Annotated in this window: 14 protein-coding genes and 1 rRNA gene; 8 read left to right on the top strand and 7 right to left on the bottom strand. The window is 62.9% G+C overall.

Features of this window, described 5'->3' with window-relative positions; translation table 11 throughout:
• Positions 1-117: ribosomal RNA gene (rrf, locus tag HRF45_02605) — 5S ribosomal RNA — on the top strand.
• A gap of 200 nt (positions 118-317) precedes the next feature.
• Here rrf and HRF45_02600 read toward each other — a convergent pair.
• The 4 genes from HRF45_02600 to HRF45_02585 all read right to left on the bottom strand — a co-directional run bounded on the left by HRF45_02600 (position 318) and on the right by HRF45_02585 (position 4,605).
• Positions 318-1,340, bottom strand: a complete 1,023-nt coding sequence (locus tag HRF45_02600; protein MEP0765420.1) for a serine protease — start codon at positions 1,338-1,340, stop codon at positions 318-320.
• On the bottom strand, positions 1,330-2,034 hold the full coding sequence (locus HRF45_02595; protein MEP0765419.1) for a hypothetical protein: 705 nt from the start codon (positions 2,032-2,034) through the stop codon (positions 1,330-1,332). The genes HRF45_02600 and HRF45_02595 overlap by 11 nt, the downstream gene beginning before the upstream one ends.
• Positions 2,031-2,702: a sigma-70 family RNA polymerase sigma factor gene (locus HRF45_02590; GenBank protein ID MEP0765418.1), complete on the bottom strand. Its 672-nt coding sequence runs from the start codon at positions 2,700-2,702 to the stop codon at positions 2,031-2,033. The genes HRF45_02595 and HRF45_02590 overlap by 4 nt, the downstream gene beginning before the upstream one ends.
• Before the next feature lie 211 nt (positions 2,703-2,913).
• Entirely contained in the window at positions 2,914-4,605 is a 1,692-nt protein-coding gene (locus HRF45_02585) for an Ig-like domain-containing protein (GenBank protein MEP0765417.1), read from the bottom strand.
• Between the two features lie 249 nt (positions 4,606-4,854).
• On the opposite strand from HRF45_02585, the gene HRF45_02580 reads away from it, so the two are divergent.
• From HRF45_02580 to HRF45_02560, 5 genes are all read left to right on the top strand, one after another.
• Positions 4,855-5,925, top strand: a complete 1,071-nt coding sequence (locus HRF45_02580) for a M42 family metallopeptidase (GenBank protein MEP0765416.1) — start codon at positions 4,855-4,857, stop codon at positions 5,923-5,925.
• Between the two features lie 2 nt (positions 5,926-5,927).
• Positions 5,928-6,434, top strand: a complete 507-nt coding sequence (locus HRF45_02575) for a hypothetical protein (protein ID MEP0765415.1) — start codon at positions 5,928-5,930, stop codon at positions 6,432-6,434.
• A 96-nt stretch (positions 6,435-6,530) separates the two neighbouring features.
• Entirely contained in the window at positions 6,531-7,193 is a 663-nt protein-coding gene (locus HRF45_02570) for a hypothetical protein (protein ID MEP0765414.1), read from the top strand.
• A 27-nt stretch (positions 7,194-7,220) separates the two neighbouring features.
• Entirely contained in the window at positions 7,221-7,829 is a 609-nt protein-coding gene (locus HRF45_02565) for a hypothetical protein (protein MEP0765413.1), read from the top strand.
• Positions 7,830-7,899: 70 nt separating this feature from the next.
• Positions 7,900-9,387 carry a hypothetical protein gene (locus HRF45_02560; GenBank protein ID MEP0765412.1) on the top strand — a complete coding sequence of 496 codons (1,488 nt, stop codon included), beginning with the start codon at positions 7,900-7,902 and terminating at the stop codon, positions 9,385-9,387.
• Here HRF45_02560 and rpmA read toward each other — a convergent pair.
• From rpmA to HRF45_02545, 3 genes are all read right to left on the bottom strand, one after another.
• Positions 9,384-9,644: a 50S ribosomal protein L27 gene (rpmA, locus tag HRF45_02555; GenBank protein ID MEP0765411.1), complete on the bottom strand. Its 261-nt coding sequence runs from the start codon at positions 9,642-9,644 to the stop codon at positions 9,384-9,386. The genes HRF45_02560 and rpmA overlap by 4 nt on opposite strands.
• A gap of 13 nt (positions 9,645-9,657) precedes the next feature.
• Positions 9,658-9,972, bottom strand: a complete 315-nt coding sequence (gene rplU, locus HRF45_02550) for a 50S ribosomal protein L21 (GenBank protein MEP0765410.1) — start codon at positions 9,970-9,972, stop codon at positions 9,658-9,660.
• A gap of 225 nt (positions 9,973-10,197) precedes the next feature.
• Positions 10,198-12,378 (bottom strand): Gfo/Idh/MocA family oxidoreductase, encoded by a 2,181-nt coding sequence (locus HRF45_02545; protein ID MEP0765409.1) that lies wholly within the window; start codon positions 12,376-12,378, stop codon positions 10,198-10,200.
• 274 nt (positions 12,379-12,652) lie between these two features.
• Here HRF45_02545 and HRF45_02540 point away from each other — a divergent pair, with 274 nt between their 5' ends.
• Together HRF45_02540 and HRF45_02535 are read left to right on the top strand one after the other, a co-directional pair.
• Entirely contained in the window at positions 12,653-14,338 is a 1,686-nt protein-coding gene (locus HRF45_02540) for an efflux RND transporter periplasmic adaptor subunit (GenBank protein ID MEP0765408.1), read from the top strand.
• Positions 14,335-15,570 carry an ABC transporter permease gene (locus HRF45_02535; protein MEP0765407.1) on the top strand — a complete coding sequence of 412 codons (1,236 nt, stop codon included), beginning with the start codon at positions 14,335-14,337 and terminating at the stop codon, positions 15,568-15,570. Before HRF45_02540 ends, HRF45_02535 begins: the two co-directional genes overlap by 4 nt.
• Positions 15,571-15,626 lie beyond the last annotated feature (56 nt).

Below are 15,626 nucleotides of genomic sequence, written 5' to 3'. Positions count from 1 at the left end.
TCGGGTGACCATGGCGAGGGAGAAACACCCGTTCCCATCCCGAACACGGTAGTTAAGCCCCTCAGCGGCGAAAGTACTTGGCTGGCAACGGCCCGGGAGGATAGCACGTTGCCCGGATTGATAGCTTACAGCGGCCCCGATACCCATCGGGGCCGCTGCGCTTTCTTCTCCTTCCCAATAGAGCGGGGAACACTTCCTTCGGGTACCCGTGACGTGGTGCGCACAGTGCTGAGAGGGCAATCGCGTGTAAGCATCTGTGAGCACAAGCGGCAGCGACTGCCGTTCCCCGAAACGATCAACCGGAAAGACGGCGTAGGTCAGCGGCGGGGGGTGGGTTCGGCAGCAACCTTCACGCGCAGTTTCAACGTCGTACCACCGCGCAGCACCGTAATAGGAAGCCAGCCGTCCAGTGGCTGCGAGAATACCGCACCGGCGAAGTCGGCGGAGGTACGCACGGGGAGGCCGCCCGCTTCGATAATCACGTCGCCTATCGTTAGTCCCGCCACCTGCCCGGGTCCACCCAAGGTCACCCCTACCACGGCCGCACCCGGACGGTTACGGGCGTTATCGCACTGAATCCCCACCCACCTGTGCCTGACAACATAGGGCGGTTGTGCCAGGCCCTCGGCGACACGCTGCACCAGGCTGGGTGGTAGCGCGAACCACACTTGCGAAGGCGTTTCTGCTCCCGGCGTGCTAGCCTTCTGCGCCCTCAGTAGACCCACGAATTGCCCCTTCGAGTTGACAACCGGAGCACCACTCAGCCCGACGGCCGAACGCTCCAGGTGCACCTCGACCAAGGGCATAAACCGGTTGGTGTGCGCATCCACACCGATTGCCTCGGAGCCAGGCAGGGCGGCGTGCATCACCTGGGCGCCGGGGAGGAACACACGCGCCGAGGGGTCAGGGGCGACCCGCTGGGTGCTCTGAAGAGGCAGAACCGAGAGAGAGGCAGGGATTGACGCAAGGCGGATACTGGCAAGTCGAGTGCGCGGATCGGCCCCGAGCATCTGCGCAGGAATCGGCTCGTGGCCAGGCACCGTTACGGTAACACTGACTTGGTCCGGTCGGCAATACAACTCCTCGGCGGTGCCGGAGTCGGTACGAACACCGTACACGAACAGCTCTCCCGGTACGAGCGCGATGCCATCCGCGCGCACCAGCACGCCGATGCCACCGCGAACCAAACCTTTGGTGAGACCGGGACGTGCCTGTTGCCGCGCGGTGACCGAGATCACGCACTTCTCGATGGCCGATAGAGCGGCTGCAGGCTCATCCACCTCGTCCTGCGCGAATGAGCACAGCGGCAGAGCCGAGAGTAGCAGCAAACTAAGTATCAATAAACAGCGAGCCTTCATCAGGTGACACCACGGCGGCTTCCACCGCTCCTGTATTCGCGTTCGGAGAGAGCTCCACAGCGATGATCTGTGTAGGGCCCTCCGATGCGGGGCCAATCGGGGCTGGAATTTTCGGGTCTTCCACCAGGGCGACGCGTTCGGTGCGGACGGGCGCAGTTATGCTCCGTGCCTGCCCTTGGCGCATGCTCGCCTCGGCTAGATGCGGCTGGCGAACCTCCTGCACCGACGGTGAAGGCGCCTTAGTATCGGTGATGGCGGTCGGAGCAGGCTGTGGCTCGGGCGACTTGACGATCTCACCTTCGCCCGGCGTGCCGCTGATCAGGCCGTTTCGCAGCGTCGGGCCGACGAGCCAAAGCGCTAGGGCCGCTGCCCCGCACACCCCGGCAAGAGAGGCTCCTCGCCTCATCGTAGCGACAGCAGCTGCCCGCTGACGCTGGGCTTCCCGGCGGGCCAGGATCGTTCGGCGCACATCGTCCCACTGCACTCTCGGGCTAACGTCGGCAGGACGCGTGGACGCCAATAAGCGACCGACCGCACGAAAGGCCTCCACTTCTCTGGCGCAGTCGGGGCACGTCTCGAGATGGTTTCGAACGAACCTGTCCAGGCGACCGTTGCGAAGTTCGTTGTTCGCATAGGCCGCGGCGCTGCGGCGCACCAGCATGCAGGCCAGTTTCATTCCAGTACCTCCAACAGGGGCTGAAGCCTATCCCGGAGTGCTCGTCTGGCTCGCAGCACTCTCAGCTTGGCCCCACCGTACGTGCACCCGAGTATCTGGGTGATTTCGTCGTAGTCCTTCTGCTCCACGTCACGAAGCACGATCATCAGCTTGTGGTGCTCCGGCAGCGCGTTGAGTGCTCGACGCACGGCATCGGCTCGGCGCTCTGCCACGATGTTCGCCACAGGGTCGCTAGGTTCGCTCGTGGTCATCCACAGCAGGGCACCGGCCGCCTCCTGGTCCTCCAGGGCGGTGCGCCGCGAGCGCATTCTTGCCCGGTCCGTGCATAGGTTGACCGCGATTCGGAGCAGCCAAGTGGTGAAGCGACACTCGTCCCGGAAGCGATGCAGGTTCTCGAATGCGCGAACGAAGCACTCCTGGGTGATGTCTTCGGCATCGTCGCGGCCCGAGGCAAGGTGCGACACGAACCGAAAGACAAGCTTTCGGTAGCGCTCGAACAGCATGGCGAACGCCGGGAGATCGCCACCCCTCGCCCGGATTACGAGTTGGAGGTCGGTGACGTCCCAGCTTCCTTCGCCGATTGCCTGGGTCAGTGTCGCAGCGCGTCCTTCCATCGTCTCGTCGCTTCCCGATGGGATAGACGGGCTGGCCCCGCCGTCGGTTATCACGATGTTCGTCCCTCTTCAGTGTGGACGTCGAACCCAGCGTACTACGTCAGGCCCCCTTAGCGGCTCCGTACTTCGAATTTTGGAGCTTCTGAGCCGTTGTCCTCATATTCTGACGAAATGGCGGCCTCGATCGTGCGATTCGTCGCTGGCTAAGCCAGAGACCGGGGGCGCCCGCAAGGCGCCCCCGAACCAACCGCAGCCCGGTAGCTCGCTACCGCCAGAGAAGAGCGTTCGCCTGTTCGATGAGCAGGCAACCGATAGGCTCCTCGTCGCTATCGACCAGGTAGCCAGAGTGGAAGAGCACGTGTGGTCGGTCGCGAAGCGTGCTGAAATCAGTGGCCGAGAGTGCGATGACCATCTCGATCTGCACCAACGCCTCCAGCGGGTCGTCCTCGTAGATGGCTTCGAACAGCGCCGCGACGACGTCGTCCGCGATCTTCGGCTTTTGCGTGGCGCCCGCCGCGACGGTCGAGAAGTACTCGACGTTGTCGCGGAGGTCGTCGCGATCCTCGATTACCACTGTCCAGCACAGCTCCACGGTTTCAGGAGGTGAGATGCGGCCGTTCTCGAGCCGAGTTACATAGGTGACCTTGAGGCGATACGTCGTTCCCGGAGGCGAGAAAAGCAGTGCACGGTTGCCGAGCTTCCCGCCCTGAGCAGCGAATGCGATGTCCACCACGGAGCGGTCCAGGTGCTGGGAGTTTGCGTATACCCAGCCCGAGTTGAAGTTGGTATTCAGCCCGCTTCCCGGCCCGTACACGAACGCCCCGCACTTGTACAGCGGCGTCTCCTTCGAGACGCACACTCGCTGCACCAGGGTATTCGCCGTGATCTCCACGTTGTTCGCCTCGAGCACGTCGCGCACGGTAAAGCCGTCAATGTTGATAGTCTGCGGCCGGAAGACCCGCGCACGTGTGAGCCCGAGACCTACCGGCGGCTTCTCGACGATGAGGTTCTTCAGCGGCCTGCAGTTACCGTCACCGCCTGTTGGCCCGTTAGAGACCACTACCATAACGAAGGTAGTAGCCGAGTTGCCGCATCCATCCGTGATGGTGAGGCCCAGGGAGTGTGCGCCATCGGTGTATTTGGTCGTATCCCACAGCGACGAGATTGCCGAGCCCACGCCACTCGGTGGGTTTAGCCCCACTATGGACCCGTCCACCATGACCGACCACTCCGTCGTCTGCCCGTCGGACACGAGCGCGGAGACCGTCACGATCCCTTTGACGACAGCGCCATTTTGGGGGACGATATCGGTGAGGGTCGGCGCGTTGTTGTTGACGCGCACCGTGGCAATCGGGGTCTGAGCCGAGTTGCCGCACACGTCGGAGGCCACCAGGCGAATAGTGTGCAGCGAGTTGTCAGACAGGCCCGCAGTGTTCCAATCGTATTGGACGTTCGCACCCTCGCCAGCAGCGACCTGAACGCCGTCTATACGCAACTCCCAGGCACCGGGTCCGGAGAAGTTGTCCTGGACGGTACCTCGGATGGTCACCACGCCGTTCACGCACTGCCCGTCGGCCGGGTAGTTGATGGTCGGTGTTGGCGGCGTGTTGTCCACGTTGAGCAGCAGCGTATCTTGTGCCGAGCCCTCGCTGCCCCAGACATCCAGAGTAAGCACGTGAGGGCCGTCTGGCACGCCCAGAGCCAGCGGGTCATAGCCGATCGAGATGATCGGGGGCGGTGTGCCGAAGTACGTCTCGCTGAAAAGCGTGTGCCCGAGGTCGTCCTGCACGCGCACGTGAAGCGGCAGTGGTCCGCCCACGCTGAAGGTGATCTGAGCAAAGAATCGTGCGCAAGCGCCGTCGGGCGGGCTGGTGAAGACCGCGACATACGGCTGCGCCTGAGCAGCCAGGAGCAGCAACAGGGCAGCAGTTACTATACTTAAGCGACCCAGGATCATCGAGGGCACTCCTTCCTACTAGTGCAACGACGCACGCGACAGCGCCGGATAACCCAGCAAAACCCAAGCTTCTACCGGGTAGTGTAACTCCGGTGCTGCCTCCTGTCAATCCATCCGGCAGGCGATTTGCGCGGGATGGCACGAAAAACGCCAAATCTACGGGGCGCTAGCCGTGTTTGCCTCGCCGGTATAGTGGCAACGCGTATCGGGTATACCTACTCGAACACTTATTTGTGAAAGGTGCAACAAATGCGAGCGGAGTCCCTCGAGTTCTTCAAGAGCATCGTCAACGCCCCGTCCCCCTCCGGATTCGAAGAGCCAGCCGCGAGGTTGTATCGCGAGTACACGTCGCAATTCGCCCATGCGGTGGAGACGGACGTGATGGGCAACGTCCTCGCCTGGGTCAACCCCGATGCTCCGAGAAAGGTAATGCTCGCAGGACACATGGACGAGATCGGATTCATCGTCCGCTACATCTCGGACGATGGGATGCTGTACTTCGACCGCATTGGCGGACACGATGCGACGGTCGCGGTAGGCCAGCGCGTGTGGGTGCACACGGCGAAGGGTCGGGTGCCCGGCGTGTTAGGTCGGAAGGCGATCCACCTGATCGAACCCGACGAGCGCAAGAAGGCGCCGGACCTGAGTGACCTGTGGGTGGACATCGGCGTAAGCAAGAAGGCACAGGCGCAGAAGCTAGTCTCCATCGGCGACTGCATCACCTATCAAGTGGAGTTCGCTCCGCTGCAGGGTGATGTCGCCACGGCTCGAGGCTTCGATAACAAGATGGGGGCGTTCATCGTGGCCGAAGCGCTGCGAATCGTCGCGGCCTCGCGCAGGAAACCGAAGGTCGCGGTGTGTGCCGTGGCCACCGTCCAGGAAGAGATAGGCCTCCGCGGTGCGAAGACCAGCGCCTACGGCACGAATGCCGACGTGGGACTCTGCGTGGACGTGGGTCATGCGACCGACTACCCGACGGTGGACAAGAAGAAGGTCGGCGAGCTATCGCTGGGGAAGGGGCCCGCGATCTGTCGAGGGGCAAACAACAACGCGAAGGTCGTGTCCATGCTGTTCAAAGCTGCGGAGGCCGCGAACATACCCTACCAGATCGAAGTCGCCGGCGGTGGGACCGGCACCGACGCGAACGCGATGCAGGTGAGCCGAGCCGGAATGGCCGTCGCCCTGATCTCGGTGCCCATCCGTTACATGCACACACCGTGCGAGGTGCTGAACCTGAAGGACGTGGAGAACTGCGCCAAGCTGATGGCGGCCTTCTGCTTGGCCGTAGAGCCATCCACCGACTTTACTCCGGGGAGGTAGCGATGAGCGGCAGTAGAGTGGTGTGGCGTGGCTCGCAACGGGGCGGAACTCCGTGGCCTTGGATCGTGGGCATAGGCTGTGGAGCGATCCTCCTGGCGTGCATCGTGTTCGCGATCTTCATGAAGCCACTGGTCGAGCAAGGGATGCAGATGGCTTACAGCATCACTACCTGCACGGAGAACTTGCAGAGCGTGGGCACGGCACTGCAGCGGTATCGCGGTGAACATGGCGGGCAGTACCCGCAGACCCTCGAGGACCTGGTTCCGGCCTACCTAGCGGACAAGTCGGTGCTCAAGTGCCCCACCGACTCGGCGGTTCAACGTGATGTTTCTTATGCGTACACGCCGCCGCCGGCCGGCGCGCCGCCGGAGACAATCGTCGTGAAGTGCAACCTGCACAATATCGCTGGCGAGCGAATCCACATCGTGCTGCGAGCTGACGGCCAGGTGATCCCCACAGACGATAAGGGCGTGCCGCTGGAAGAGAAGCGAAGACCCCGCGGCAGGTAGGCCGATGGCTCATCGCAGGCCGTACGTCCTCTCCGCCCCTCGCCCATCGCACCGCGATCCCTTCCCTTGCAGCGATGCGGAGGCTCGTCTTCGCGGTTGCGGGGATGGGAGGGCCTGCGAAGCTGGAGAGGGGATGCCAGTGTAGGCTGGGCGGCTCGCCTTCCCGATGTCGTGGCCGTGGGCCCCTACAACGACCCGTCGCCCTATGGCTACAGCGTGTACTTCGGCACAGACGACAATCGCCTGTACCGCGTGGTCCTGAGCGTAGACCAGCAGGGATCGTGGGTTACCCAAGTTGCTCCCGGCTGGCCATACCAGTGCGATGGAGTGCCGGTCGGCACGCCCGCGCTGGGCATGGCAGGGAACGAGCCGGCGGTCTACGTCAGCAACACCAGTGGCCTTATCCACTGTATCCACGCATCCACCGGCTCGCGCATCTGGCGATCCGCGCAACTCGGCGCGATCACGCCTCCCCTGTACGCTCCTTCACCCTTTGGGGCAACCAACGGTTCCCGGGTGTATGTGGGGAACAGCGGCTGGCAGATCCTGGCCTTCGAGACATCCTACTCAGGGAGCCCGGAGAACCAACCGCCCGTGTGGTACGTGTGGGCCTCTGGACCCCTACTTCGCACTCCCAGCGCGGGGTATGGGCCGCTGCCTCTGGAGGAGTCCCGGTGGCGCATCTACGTCTACGCAGCCACTGGCCTGTCAACCCTGGACAAGATAGTAGACAAAGGGGCGAGCGGTGAAGTCGCGTGAACTTACGACGAGAAGACGCCAGGAGAAGTGTGCGACGGTTGGGCCACCATCGCCAACACGGCCCCACCCGATGTCCGGATGTACTTTGTCGGTAGGACCACCGCCAACAAGGCGCGCGTCTATGGAGTACGAGACGATCGCGTCGACGGGGCAGTGCGACTCCAGGGCTATCCCGTGACCAGGGCGCTGGACGGGATGCCGCCCGTGCTCAAGGACATCGGAATGGTCGTGGCCAACCCGTGCAATGACTTCGGCTGCGCGCAACCGATCACCTATGTGCTCACCCGAACCGCAGGCTCCGGAACCAACCGACCCTCGGTGGTTCGTGCGCACGATCGCAGCGCGGACCAACTTGACGCCATCGCGTACTTCTGCCGCAAGATGCCCTCGACGGCGGACGAACTTAGCTCCAGTCCGACGTACAGCGATCAGGGCGGTACGACGTACCTGTACTTCGTGACCGAGAGCGGGTGGCTCTGGACGATCAACCCGTTCCAACCCTTGGTGTTGCCACACCCATTCCCGGTCCAGCTTTCGTCCACCGTTTCGCGGCACGACATGGCGATGGACGCAGACGGGGCGATCATCGTGGTGACGAACGACGGCAGAGTCCGGGCCACGTGGGGACCGAGGTAGCACATTGACTCGCCGGGGGCGGCCTTCGGCGCTGTGGCCGCCCCCACGGTGAAGACCTGGAGGTGTTACGATGAAACTTATGGTAGTTGTGTTGGCCTGGCTCCTCGTGTGTCTAGCACCTGCGCAGATGCAGTGGCGTCATGAGCTGCTGGTGTCCGGATTGGACGAGGTGCCGGGGGGCTGGCCCAAGCCGTACGGGGTCAACCGGAACGGCGACGCATACTTCTATGGGTCAATCCCGATGCCATGGAGCGGCGGCGTCCCCGTGTTTCAGGTGTTCAAGAACGGTACCAATCTGAACGCGAAGTACTTCGATATGCCGACGCTGGGTTGGACGGCGAGCGGGGGCATCAACGATCAGGGCCAAGTTGCGTGGTCGGCGATGACTCCTGACGGCTTGCTTCACATGATGGTGGACGGCGAAGACATCCTGCCGCAGGTGTCGCCTCCCGTGCATGATGCGACCGGGTCTGTGGGTTCGAGAGGGATTGACGAGCAGGGCAGACCCTTGTGGCTCATTGCCTCCCGAGAAAGGGACGAAATCCAGTTCTTCCGAGGGACTGAGATGCTCGGCGGCACGCTGTACAAGTACCAGACAGCGCTGAGGGGCATCAATCGCAGAGGCGATGCGATCTGGGCGATGAGCCAGGGCGAGGGCGTGGACCTGTATGTGAACAGCACCAACTACTCTGCTCCGATCCTGGGAGGAAAACCGCGCTCCGCCGACTCCTGGGCCTACGTCAATGACCGAGGAGACGTCCTATGGACCGGGGTGGGTCCAAACACCGACGGTAGGATGGATGTGTTCCTCAACGATCAGAACCTGACGAAGGGATTGCTGCTGGACAGCGTCGGTGCCTTGGCACAAGCGTTCAGCAACAGCGGTCACTTCGCCTGGCTTGCGTTCTACCCGGGGTTTCGCGGCCAAGTGCTCTATGTGGACTACGAGGACATCTCCTCACAGGTCTTTGGCGGCCGTGATCATGGCATACGCCAGCTGGACATCTATCTGACGGACGATGGCACGGTAGCGTGGATCGGGGCCGAGTCGATAGGCGGCGCGAATAGGGCGGTGTACCGGAACCGCGAGAGTATCTCTGGCCCGGTGCTAGGTGGTCCGCCGACCAGATTGTCTCTCGGCGGAATGGATCGGTGGGGGAACGTGTTGTGGGACGGCGCTGGTGAGTCTACGGCGGGGAAGGAGAAGGTATTCGTTAACACCTTCTGCGTTTCTGACAGCGCGTTCGGCGAGGAGCCCTACGTTGGCGCGGGTGCCATGACGATCGGTGAGAACGGTCATGTTCCTCTGGGTAGCCGGAATGCCCGATGGCACCGCACGCGTCTACCTCTCCACCCCGGTCCCGGAGCCGGGAGGGATTGCGGTCGTTGCCTCCGGCTTGCTCCTCCTGGCCTTGCAGCGTCGGAGGTGACCGTGGTACCGGCGTCTCGCCGGTCACTCCAATCGCCGGGGCGGCGAGACCACACGGGATTGCGACAGATGGAACGCCCCGAGGGAGGGACCCTCGGGGCGCCGCAAGACTTGGGAGCAGGGGGCTAGGAGGTCTCTGCGGGGATGACCGCCATGCGCCGGCGGTTCTTGGGTCCTTCCATTACCACGTGCCCGTCGCAATAGGCGAACAGCGTGAAATCCCGACCGACGCCGACGTTCGGGCCCGGGTGCAGCCGGGTGCCGCGCTGGCGTACGAGTATCTCGCCTGCGCGGACGACCTGCCCCGCGAAACGCTTCACTCCCAGCATCTTCGGCTTACTGTCCCTGCCGTTGCGGGTACTTCCGACGCCTTTCTTGTGTGCCATATCGCGACCTCCCCTAGCTTCCTACGATGTCGTTGACGCGGACGAACGTGAGCTCCGGTCGAAACCCGTATCGTCTCTTGTAGCGCTTTTTCGCCTTGTACTTCAGGCCGACGACCTTACGCCCGCGGGCCTGGCGAACGATGGTACCCACCACCTTGGCGCCAAGCACGTACGGCGTTCCCACCTTCACGCCCGATTCCGTGCGGACCAACAGAACGTGGTCCAGCTCGACCCGGGAGCCGGAATCGCCCTCGATCCGGTCCAAGATCAGCGTGGCATCCTTCTCTGCTCGATACTGCTTTCCGCCCGATTGTACGATCGCGTACATCCAATAACCTCTCTGCGCGTGACGCGAACAATTATTATGGCACAGCAGCCCGGTCGTCTGCATGCAGCGGGCCTACTCGTGATTAGATCCCCGTTGCAGCCGGCAACCTTGCCTATCTATCCGCCCTCGGATGGATAGGCGTCGGCATCCCGCGATGGCTGCAGTCGGGCTGGGTGCGGGCCCCAGCCCCATCCGAGGACGGATCATCGGGGCATGGGGTCAGCCCTACGCCTGCTGCACCGGCTCGCGGGCGAGCAGGCGCTGCACATCCAGCGTCGTAGCTACACCCTCGGGAGCCGTGGAGAGGATGGCGAAGGTGGATAGCGAGAGCGCAGCGAGGTCTTCGATGCTCACTGGCATCGGGCCGCCCGTCTTCACGAGCTCCGCGAACATCTCGAGCTCGGCCTTATGGCCCTTGTCCTGGCCCGCCGCTTTATGTTCGCTCGCTTTGCCATCCGCGTATAGCTTCAGTGCTCGGAAGTCTTCCAGCACCGCCCCCTTGCCGTCGCAGAAAACCTCCAGGTGTTCCTTCGGCAGGCTCGGGTCACAGATCGTGACGTAGGTCAGCGTGCCCACACTCCCGTCGGCGAACTGCACCACACCGTGTGCCGTGTCGGGTTCGTGCCCGTCCTTGGGGATGGCACCGAAGGCGCGAACGGGCCGCGCTCCGGCGAGGAACATCATCACATCTAGGAAGTGGCAGCCCTCGCTAATTACCCGACTGCCTCCCTCGGCCGTGGCGCGCATCCAGTGTTTGCTTTCCAGCGGCCCGGCGTTCACGCGGTAATTCATCATCATTGGCCCGCTGCGGTTGCGGAAGAACTCCGCGATTCGCTTCACCATCGGCGAGAAGCGACGATTGTGGCCGACGAACAGGAATCCGCCTGTTTCCTGGTGGGTACGGATCACGTCGGCAAGTTGGTTTTCGTTCAGCGCGAGCGGCTTTTCGACGAAAACGGCCTTGCCTGCCCGCAGCGCCTCGCACACCAGCGGAGCATGGCTGTCGTGCCTTGTGGCGATGAGCACCGCGTTGATGTCGCTGTCTTGCAGGATGTCCCGTGCGTTTCCTGCCGCATAGCGGAAGCCGAAGCGGTCCATCGCACTCTTGGCCGACACACCGCCCGCGCTCGCAACACCGACGAACTCCACTTCGCTGATCCCCTTGAGATGGGGCAGCAGCGTGCCCGTGCAGAAGTTGCCCACGCCGATGACCCCGAGCTTCACGGGGCCGGGCATGCGTTCCATCTTCGCCGCATGGATGATTGGGGAATACTGCTCGTGTGTCGCGTACTCGAGCAGTACCCCAAGGGTGGAAGCAGCGTCCGGACCGGTTAGAAGGTCGTACGCCGAGAGTGCGTCGTCGAACTTGAAGGTGTGAGTGGTGATGGACTTCAGATCCACCTTGCCGTTCGCCACCAGCCGCAGGAACTCGCGCATGTTCTCGCGCTCGGTCCACCGGACGTAACCGATCGGATAGTCGATCCCCGCCTCTTCGTACAGTGGGTCGTAACGCCCCGGGCCGTAAGAGCGAGATGTCGTTAGGGTCAACTCTTTGTCATAGTACGTTCTGCGCGGCAGGTCGGTCTTGACCATGCCCACCACCACGACACGTCCACGGTCCCGTGCGACCTCGCCCGCAAGCTCCACCGGGTCATTGTTCTGCTCTCCGCCCGCGGTGATGATCACACTGTCTACGCCGCAGCCCCGTGTGAATGCCTCGGTGGCGGAGATCAGGTCCTCCGTACGGAGCACGGCCAGGTCGCATCCGAACCGTTTGGCCATCTCCACGCGCTGGGGTGCGACGTCGACACCGATGACGTGGCACCCGCACCCTTTCAAGAGCTGAACCGTGAGAATGCCGAGCAGCCCGAGCCCGATGACCATCACGTTGTCGCCTAGCTGAACCTGTGCTTGCCGGACGCCGTGCAAGGCGATGGCTCCAACTGTCGTGTATGCCGCTTCCTCCATGGAGACCGACTCGGGCACGGGAACGACCAGATTGAGAGGGACCGACACCAACTCGGCGTGGTGTGCGTGCTCGGCCCCACCGCATGCCACCCTGTCACCCACCTGAATGTCGGGCACGTCGGCCCCGACCTCGCGCACGACGCCAGCGCAGCTATAGCCGAGCGGAGTGGGCTGATCCAGGCGCGCCTGCACCTTCCTCCAAGCGGTGGCGAGGCCTTCGGTCTGAATGGAACGCAGCACCTTCTTGACCAGGTCGGGGCGCGAACGGGCCTTACCGATGAGGCTTTTCTTCGCCGTCTCCACCTTCTGTCGCTCCGTGCCGGCGCTGATTAGCGAGAAGCGGTTGGCGACGAGCACTCCGCCGGATCGGGCCGAAGGTGGGGGAACCTCGGCGACTTCCATCTTGCCCGTCTTGTAGTTCTGAAGTAGCTGCTTCATCGTTCGCTCCTCGCACTCGGGGACATCGTTCTTGATTATCGGATTCGCCCGCTGTGGGTAGTGTGTATACCCCTGGGAACGCGTAGCGTGGTGGCGGTCGGGCAGATGGCCTTCGGTTGGGGCGAAGTGCTCAGGCCCTGCGCGTGGCAGGAGCGAACGCAAGCGGGTTGAACAGCCGGAAGGCGGAGCGCCGCAACCCGGTACGAGGCGAGGGCGTATCCGGGCATGAGGCCCTTGACCGTGAAGGCTGGGAAGGGAAGAGGATGAGAACGCAATGAGAATCGGTAAGCGCGGGGTCGTGTTCGGATGCCTAGGGCTCGGTGTCATCATCATTGGCGGTTCGACTTGGGTGGCGATGCGAGCCATGCAGCCCGCCCAAAAGAAGGAACGGACGTTCACGGTTACCAGAGGCGAACTGGTGGTGGACGTGGTGGAGTCGGGCACCGTGGAGGCGGTTCGCGCCGTCGAAGTGCGCCCCCGGACCGGTGGACGTGTGGCAAGCCTCTTGGTGGAAGAGGGACAGATGGTAAGGGCGGGACAAACCCTAGCTACCGTAGACCCTCAGGAGACGCAGCTGGTCGTGGCACAGGTTAGGGCCCAACAGCGGTCGGCCCTCTCCCGCCTGCAAGAGGCCGGCATTCGCTACGAGACGGATCAGCGAAGCACCTCCGCCGACCTGCGGCAGGCTGAGGCTTCGTACCGCCAGGCACGACAGGAACTGGAGACCCAGCCGAAGCTGACCGAGGCGGCTCTGGACCAAGCGAAAGCCGCCATGGATGCCGCGTCTCAGGACCTCGTGGAACTCCAAGATGCCATCTTCCCGCAAGAGCGCCTGAATGCCGACCGCGCAGTGGACGATGCACGCGCCAATCTCGAACAACGGAGAGCCGAGCACATGCGTGTCTCCAACCTCGTTGCGAAGGGTTATGCCTCCGCGCGTGAGCTGGAGGCTGCGAAGGCGTTGTTCGACACGGCGCAGACCGCCTACGTTTCCGCGGTCAAGGCTCGCGAGTTGCTCGATAAACAACAGCCGGTTCGCCTGAAAGCGGCGGAGGAGAGGCTAAAACAGGCGCAGGCGAGCTACAGGCAAGCACAGGCCAACACCTATGTGGTTCAGCTCAAGAAGGAGGCATTGCAGATCGCCGAAGCCAACCTCGCCGCTGCTCGTGCTCGGCAACAGAACGTGAGGGCGACGCGAGAACAAGTGGACCAGGCTAGGGCCGCCGTGGACCAAGTGGGCAGCCAACTGGCGGATGCCGAACGGCAGCTGAACGAGACAGAGATTCGCTCCCCGATGAATGGAATGGCCACCAAGCGCTACGTGCAGGTGGGTGACCTAGTGACTGCGCTATCTGGCTTCTCGGCGGGAACGCCTGTGTATCAGATTGCAGACCTGAGCGAGCTGCGTGTCCGGTTGCAGGTGAACGAGGTGGACGTGGCGCGTCTGCGAGAGGGGCAGGACGTGGAGATTACGGCGGATGCGCTGCAGGGTGTGAAGTTCGAGGGAAGAGTGCATCGAATTGCGCCTGCCTCGGAAGGGGCTGCAGTGACGGCCGTCACCGCCGATACCGTTGTCAAGTTCGAGGTGGAAGTGCGCCTGCGCGATCCGGATCCGCGCCTGAAGCCCGGGATGACGGCAAAATGTCGGATCATTACGGGTAGGGCAAAGAACGCACTACTGCTGGCTGCCGAGGCGGTAGGAAAGGAGACCGGAAAGGACGTGTACTACGGCTTGCTTTTGACCGGCAAGCAAGTGAAGGACAAGAAGACCGGCAAAATGGTGCCAGAAACCAGACGAGTCCCGCTCCAGATTGGGCTCAAGGGTGTGACGCAGTACGAGATCGTCAGTGGAGCGAAGGAGGGCGACAAGTTCGCGAAGGCACCTTTCACGGGCCCGAAGAGGAAGCCCATGAACGTCTTTGGCCCACCGAGCGAGGAGCAGAGCGAGGACAACCAGTGAACCTGATCCAGTCTCTGAACATCGCCCTCTCGATGCTGGCGGCGAACAAGGTGCGTTCGGCCCTAACAATGCTGGGCATCATCATCGGCGTGATGGGTGTCACCGTCACCGTGGAGATGGTCGAGGGCTTTCGCTCTTTCATGTCGGAGCAGTTTCAGAGCCTCGGTTCCGATGTGCTGATGGTTTTCTATGACCCTGGACGACGCGAGAGGGGGGAAGGCAGGGGGCCGATCTCCGCGCTCACGACAAAAGACATCGAGAACATCCGCGCCGAGTGCACGTTGCTCGAGCACGTGTCTGGTGAGTTGCCACAAGGACAGGTGAAAGTCTCGCACCTGGATCTGGAGATCGAGGGCGTTGAGTTCTCCGGGGTGGAGGAGCCGTACTTCGACCTCAGGGGGCTCAGTATCGAGACGGGCCGGGGTTTCGACGCGAGCGACATGAGTTCGTGGGCTAACCACATCGTTCTTGGCCACGAGGTGGCGGAGAAGCTGTTCCCCAAAGGTGATGCGGTCGGAAAGGACGTTATGATCCGGGGTCGCAGCCTGCGGGTGATCGGCACGCTGGTCAAGCGAGGCGCAGCATTCGGTCAGAACAACGACAAGGTCGCCTTCATTCCGCTTTCGGCGGTGCAGAAGAGGTGGCTCGGGACGGACAATGTGGCGATCATCTGGGCAAGACCGCGTCCGGGAGTGGACGCCGAAAAGGCGATGGACCAAATCTGGGAGACCATGATGCGGCACCACGATAACCGTCCAGTGTTCCAGATCGCTTCGCAGGAGGCCATCACCGCCGCGTTCGGTGCCATGATTACCGGTCTGGGTGTGGTATTCGCAGGGGTAGCAGGCCTCGCACTTCTCGTCGGAGGGATCGGCATCATGAACATCATGCTCGTCTCCGTAACAGAGCGCACCCGCGAGATCGGCCTCAGGATGGCGGTGGGAGCGAAGCGCTACGAGCTGCTCTTTCAGTTCTTGGTCGAGGCCGCTACCCTCTCGCTTATCGGAGGACTGATCGGCATGGCGCTCGGCTATGGGCTGGGGGCTGCCGTGGATTGGTTCACGCACTCTCCCATGGCGGAAGGGAGGATTCCGGGAATTCGCATGACCTTCCCAGTGTGGGCAGCTATAGGGGCGTCCGTATTTTCTGCTGCAGTAGGCATCGTATTTGGCCTTTACCCTGCGTGGCGCGCGGCTCGGCTGGATCCTATTGAGGCACTACGGCACGAATAGGGGCTTCAATCGAGCATAAGGTGCGTATACAAGACATGGCATGCTTCGACCGAGGG

This window comes from Fimbriimonadia bacterium (assembly GCA_039961735.1).
GTDB lineage: Bacteria > Armatimonadota > Fimbriimonadia > Fimbriimonadales > JABRVX01 > JABRVX01.
The sequence above is the reverse complement of the archived record's forward strand: the minus strand, read 5'-3'. Positions and strand labels throughout refer to the sequence as shown.

What these genes read in the sequence shown, in the direction of transcription:
- rpmA (MEP0765411.1), bottom strand. Translation starts at nt 9,644, where the DNA reads ATGGCACACAAGAAAGGCGTCGGAAGTACCCGCAACGGCAGGGACAGT.
- rplU (MEP0765410.1), bottom strand. Translation starts at nt 9,972, where the DNA reads ATGTACGCGATCGTACAATCGGGCGGAAAGCAGTATCGAGCAGAGAAG.
- HRF45_02585 (MEP0765417.1), bottom strand. Translation starts at nt 4,605, where the DNA reads ATGATCCTGGGTCGCTTAAGTATAGTAACTGCTGCCCTGTTGCTGCTC.
- HRF45_02580 (MEP0765416.1), top strand. Translation starts at nt 4,855, where the DNA reads ATGCGAGCGGAGTCCCTCGAGTTCTTCAAGAGCATCGTCAACGCCCCG.
- HRF45_02545 (MEP0765409.1), bottom strand. Translation starts at nt 12,378, where the DNA reads ATGAAGCAGCTACTTCAGAACTACAAGACGGGCAAGATGGAAGTCGCC.
- HRF45_02575 (MEP0765415.1), top strand. Translation starts at nt 5,928, where the DNA reads ATGAGCGGCAGTAGAGTGGTGTGGCGTGGCTCGCAACGGGGCGGAACT.
- HRF45_02560 (MEP0765412.1), top strand. Translation starts at nt 7,900, where the DNA reads ATGAAACTTATGGTAGTTGTGTTGGCCTGGCTCCTCGTGTGTCTAGCA.
- HRF45_02540 (MEP0765408.1), top strand. Translation starts at nt 12,653, where the DNA reads ATGAGAATCGGTAAGCGCGGGGTCGTGTTCGGATGCCTAGGGCTCGGT.
- HRF45_02595 (MEP0765419.1), bottom strand. Translation starts at nt 2,034, where the DNA reads ATGAAACTGGCCTGCATGCTGGTGCGCCGCAGCGCCGCGGCCTATGCG.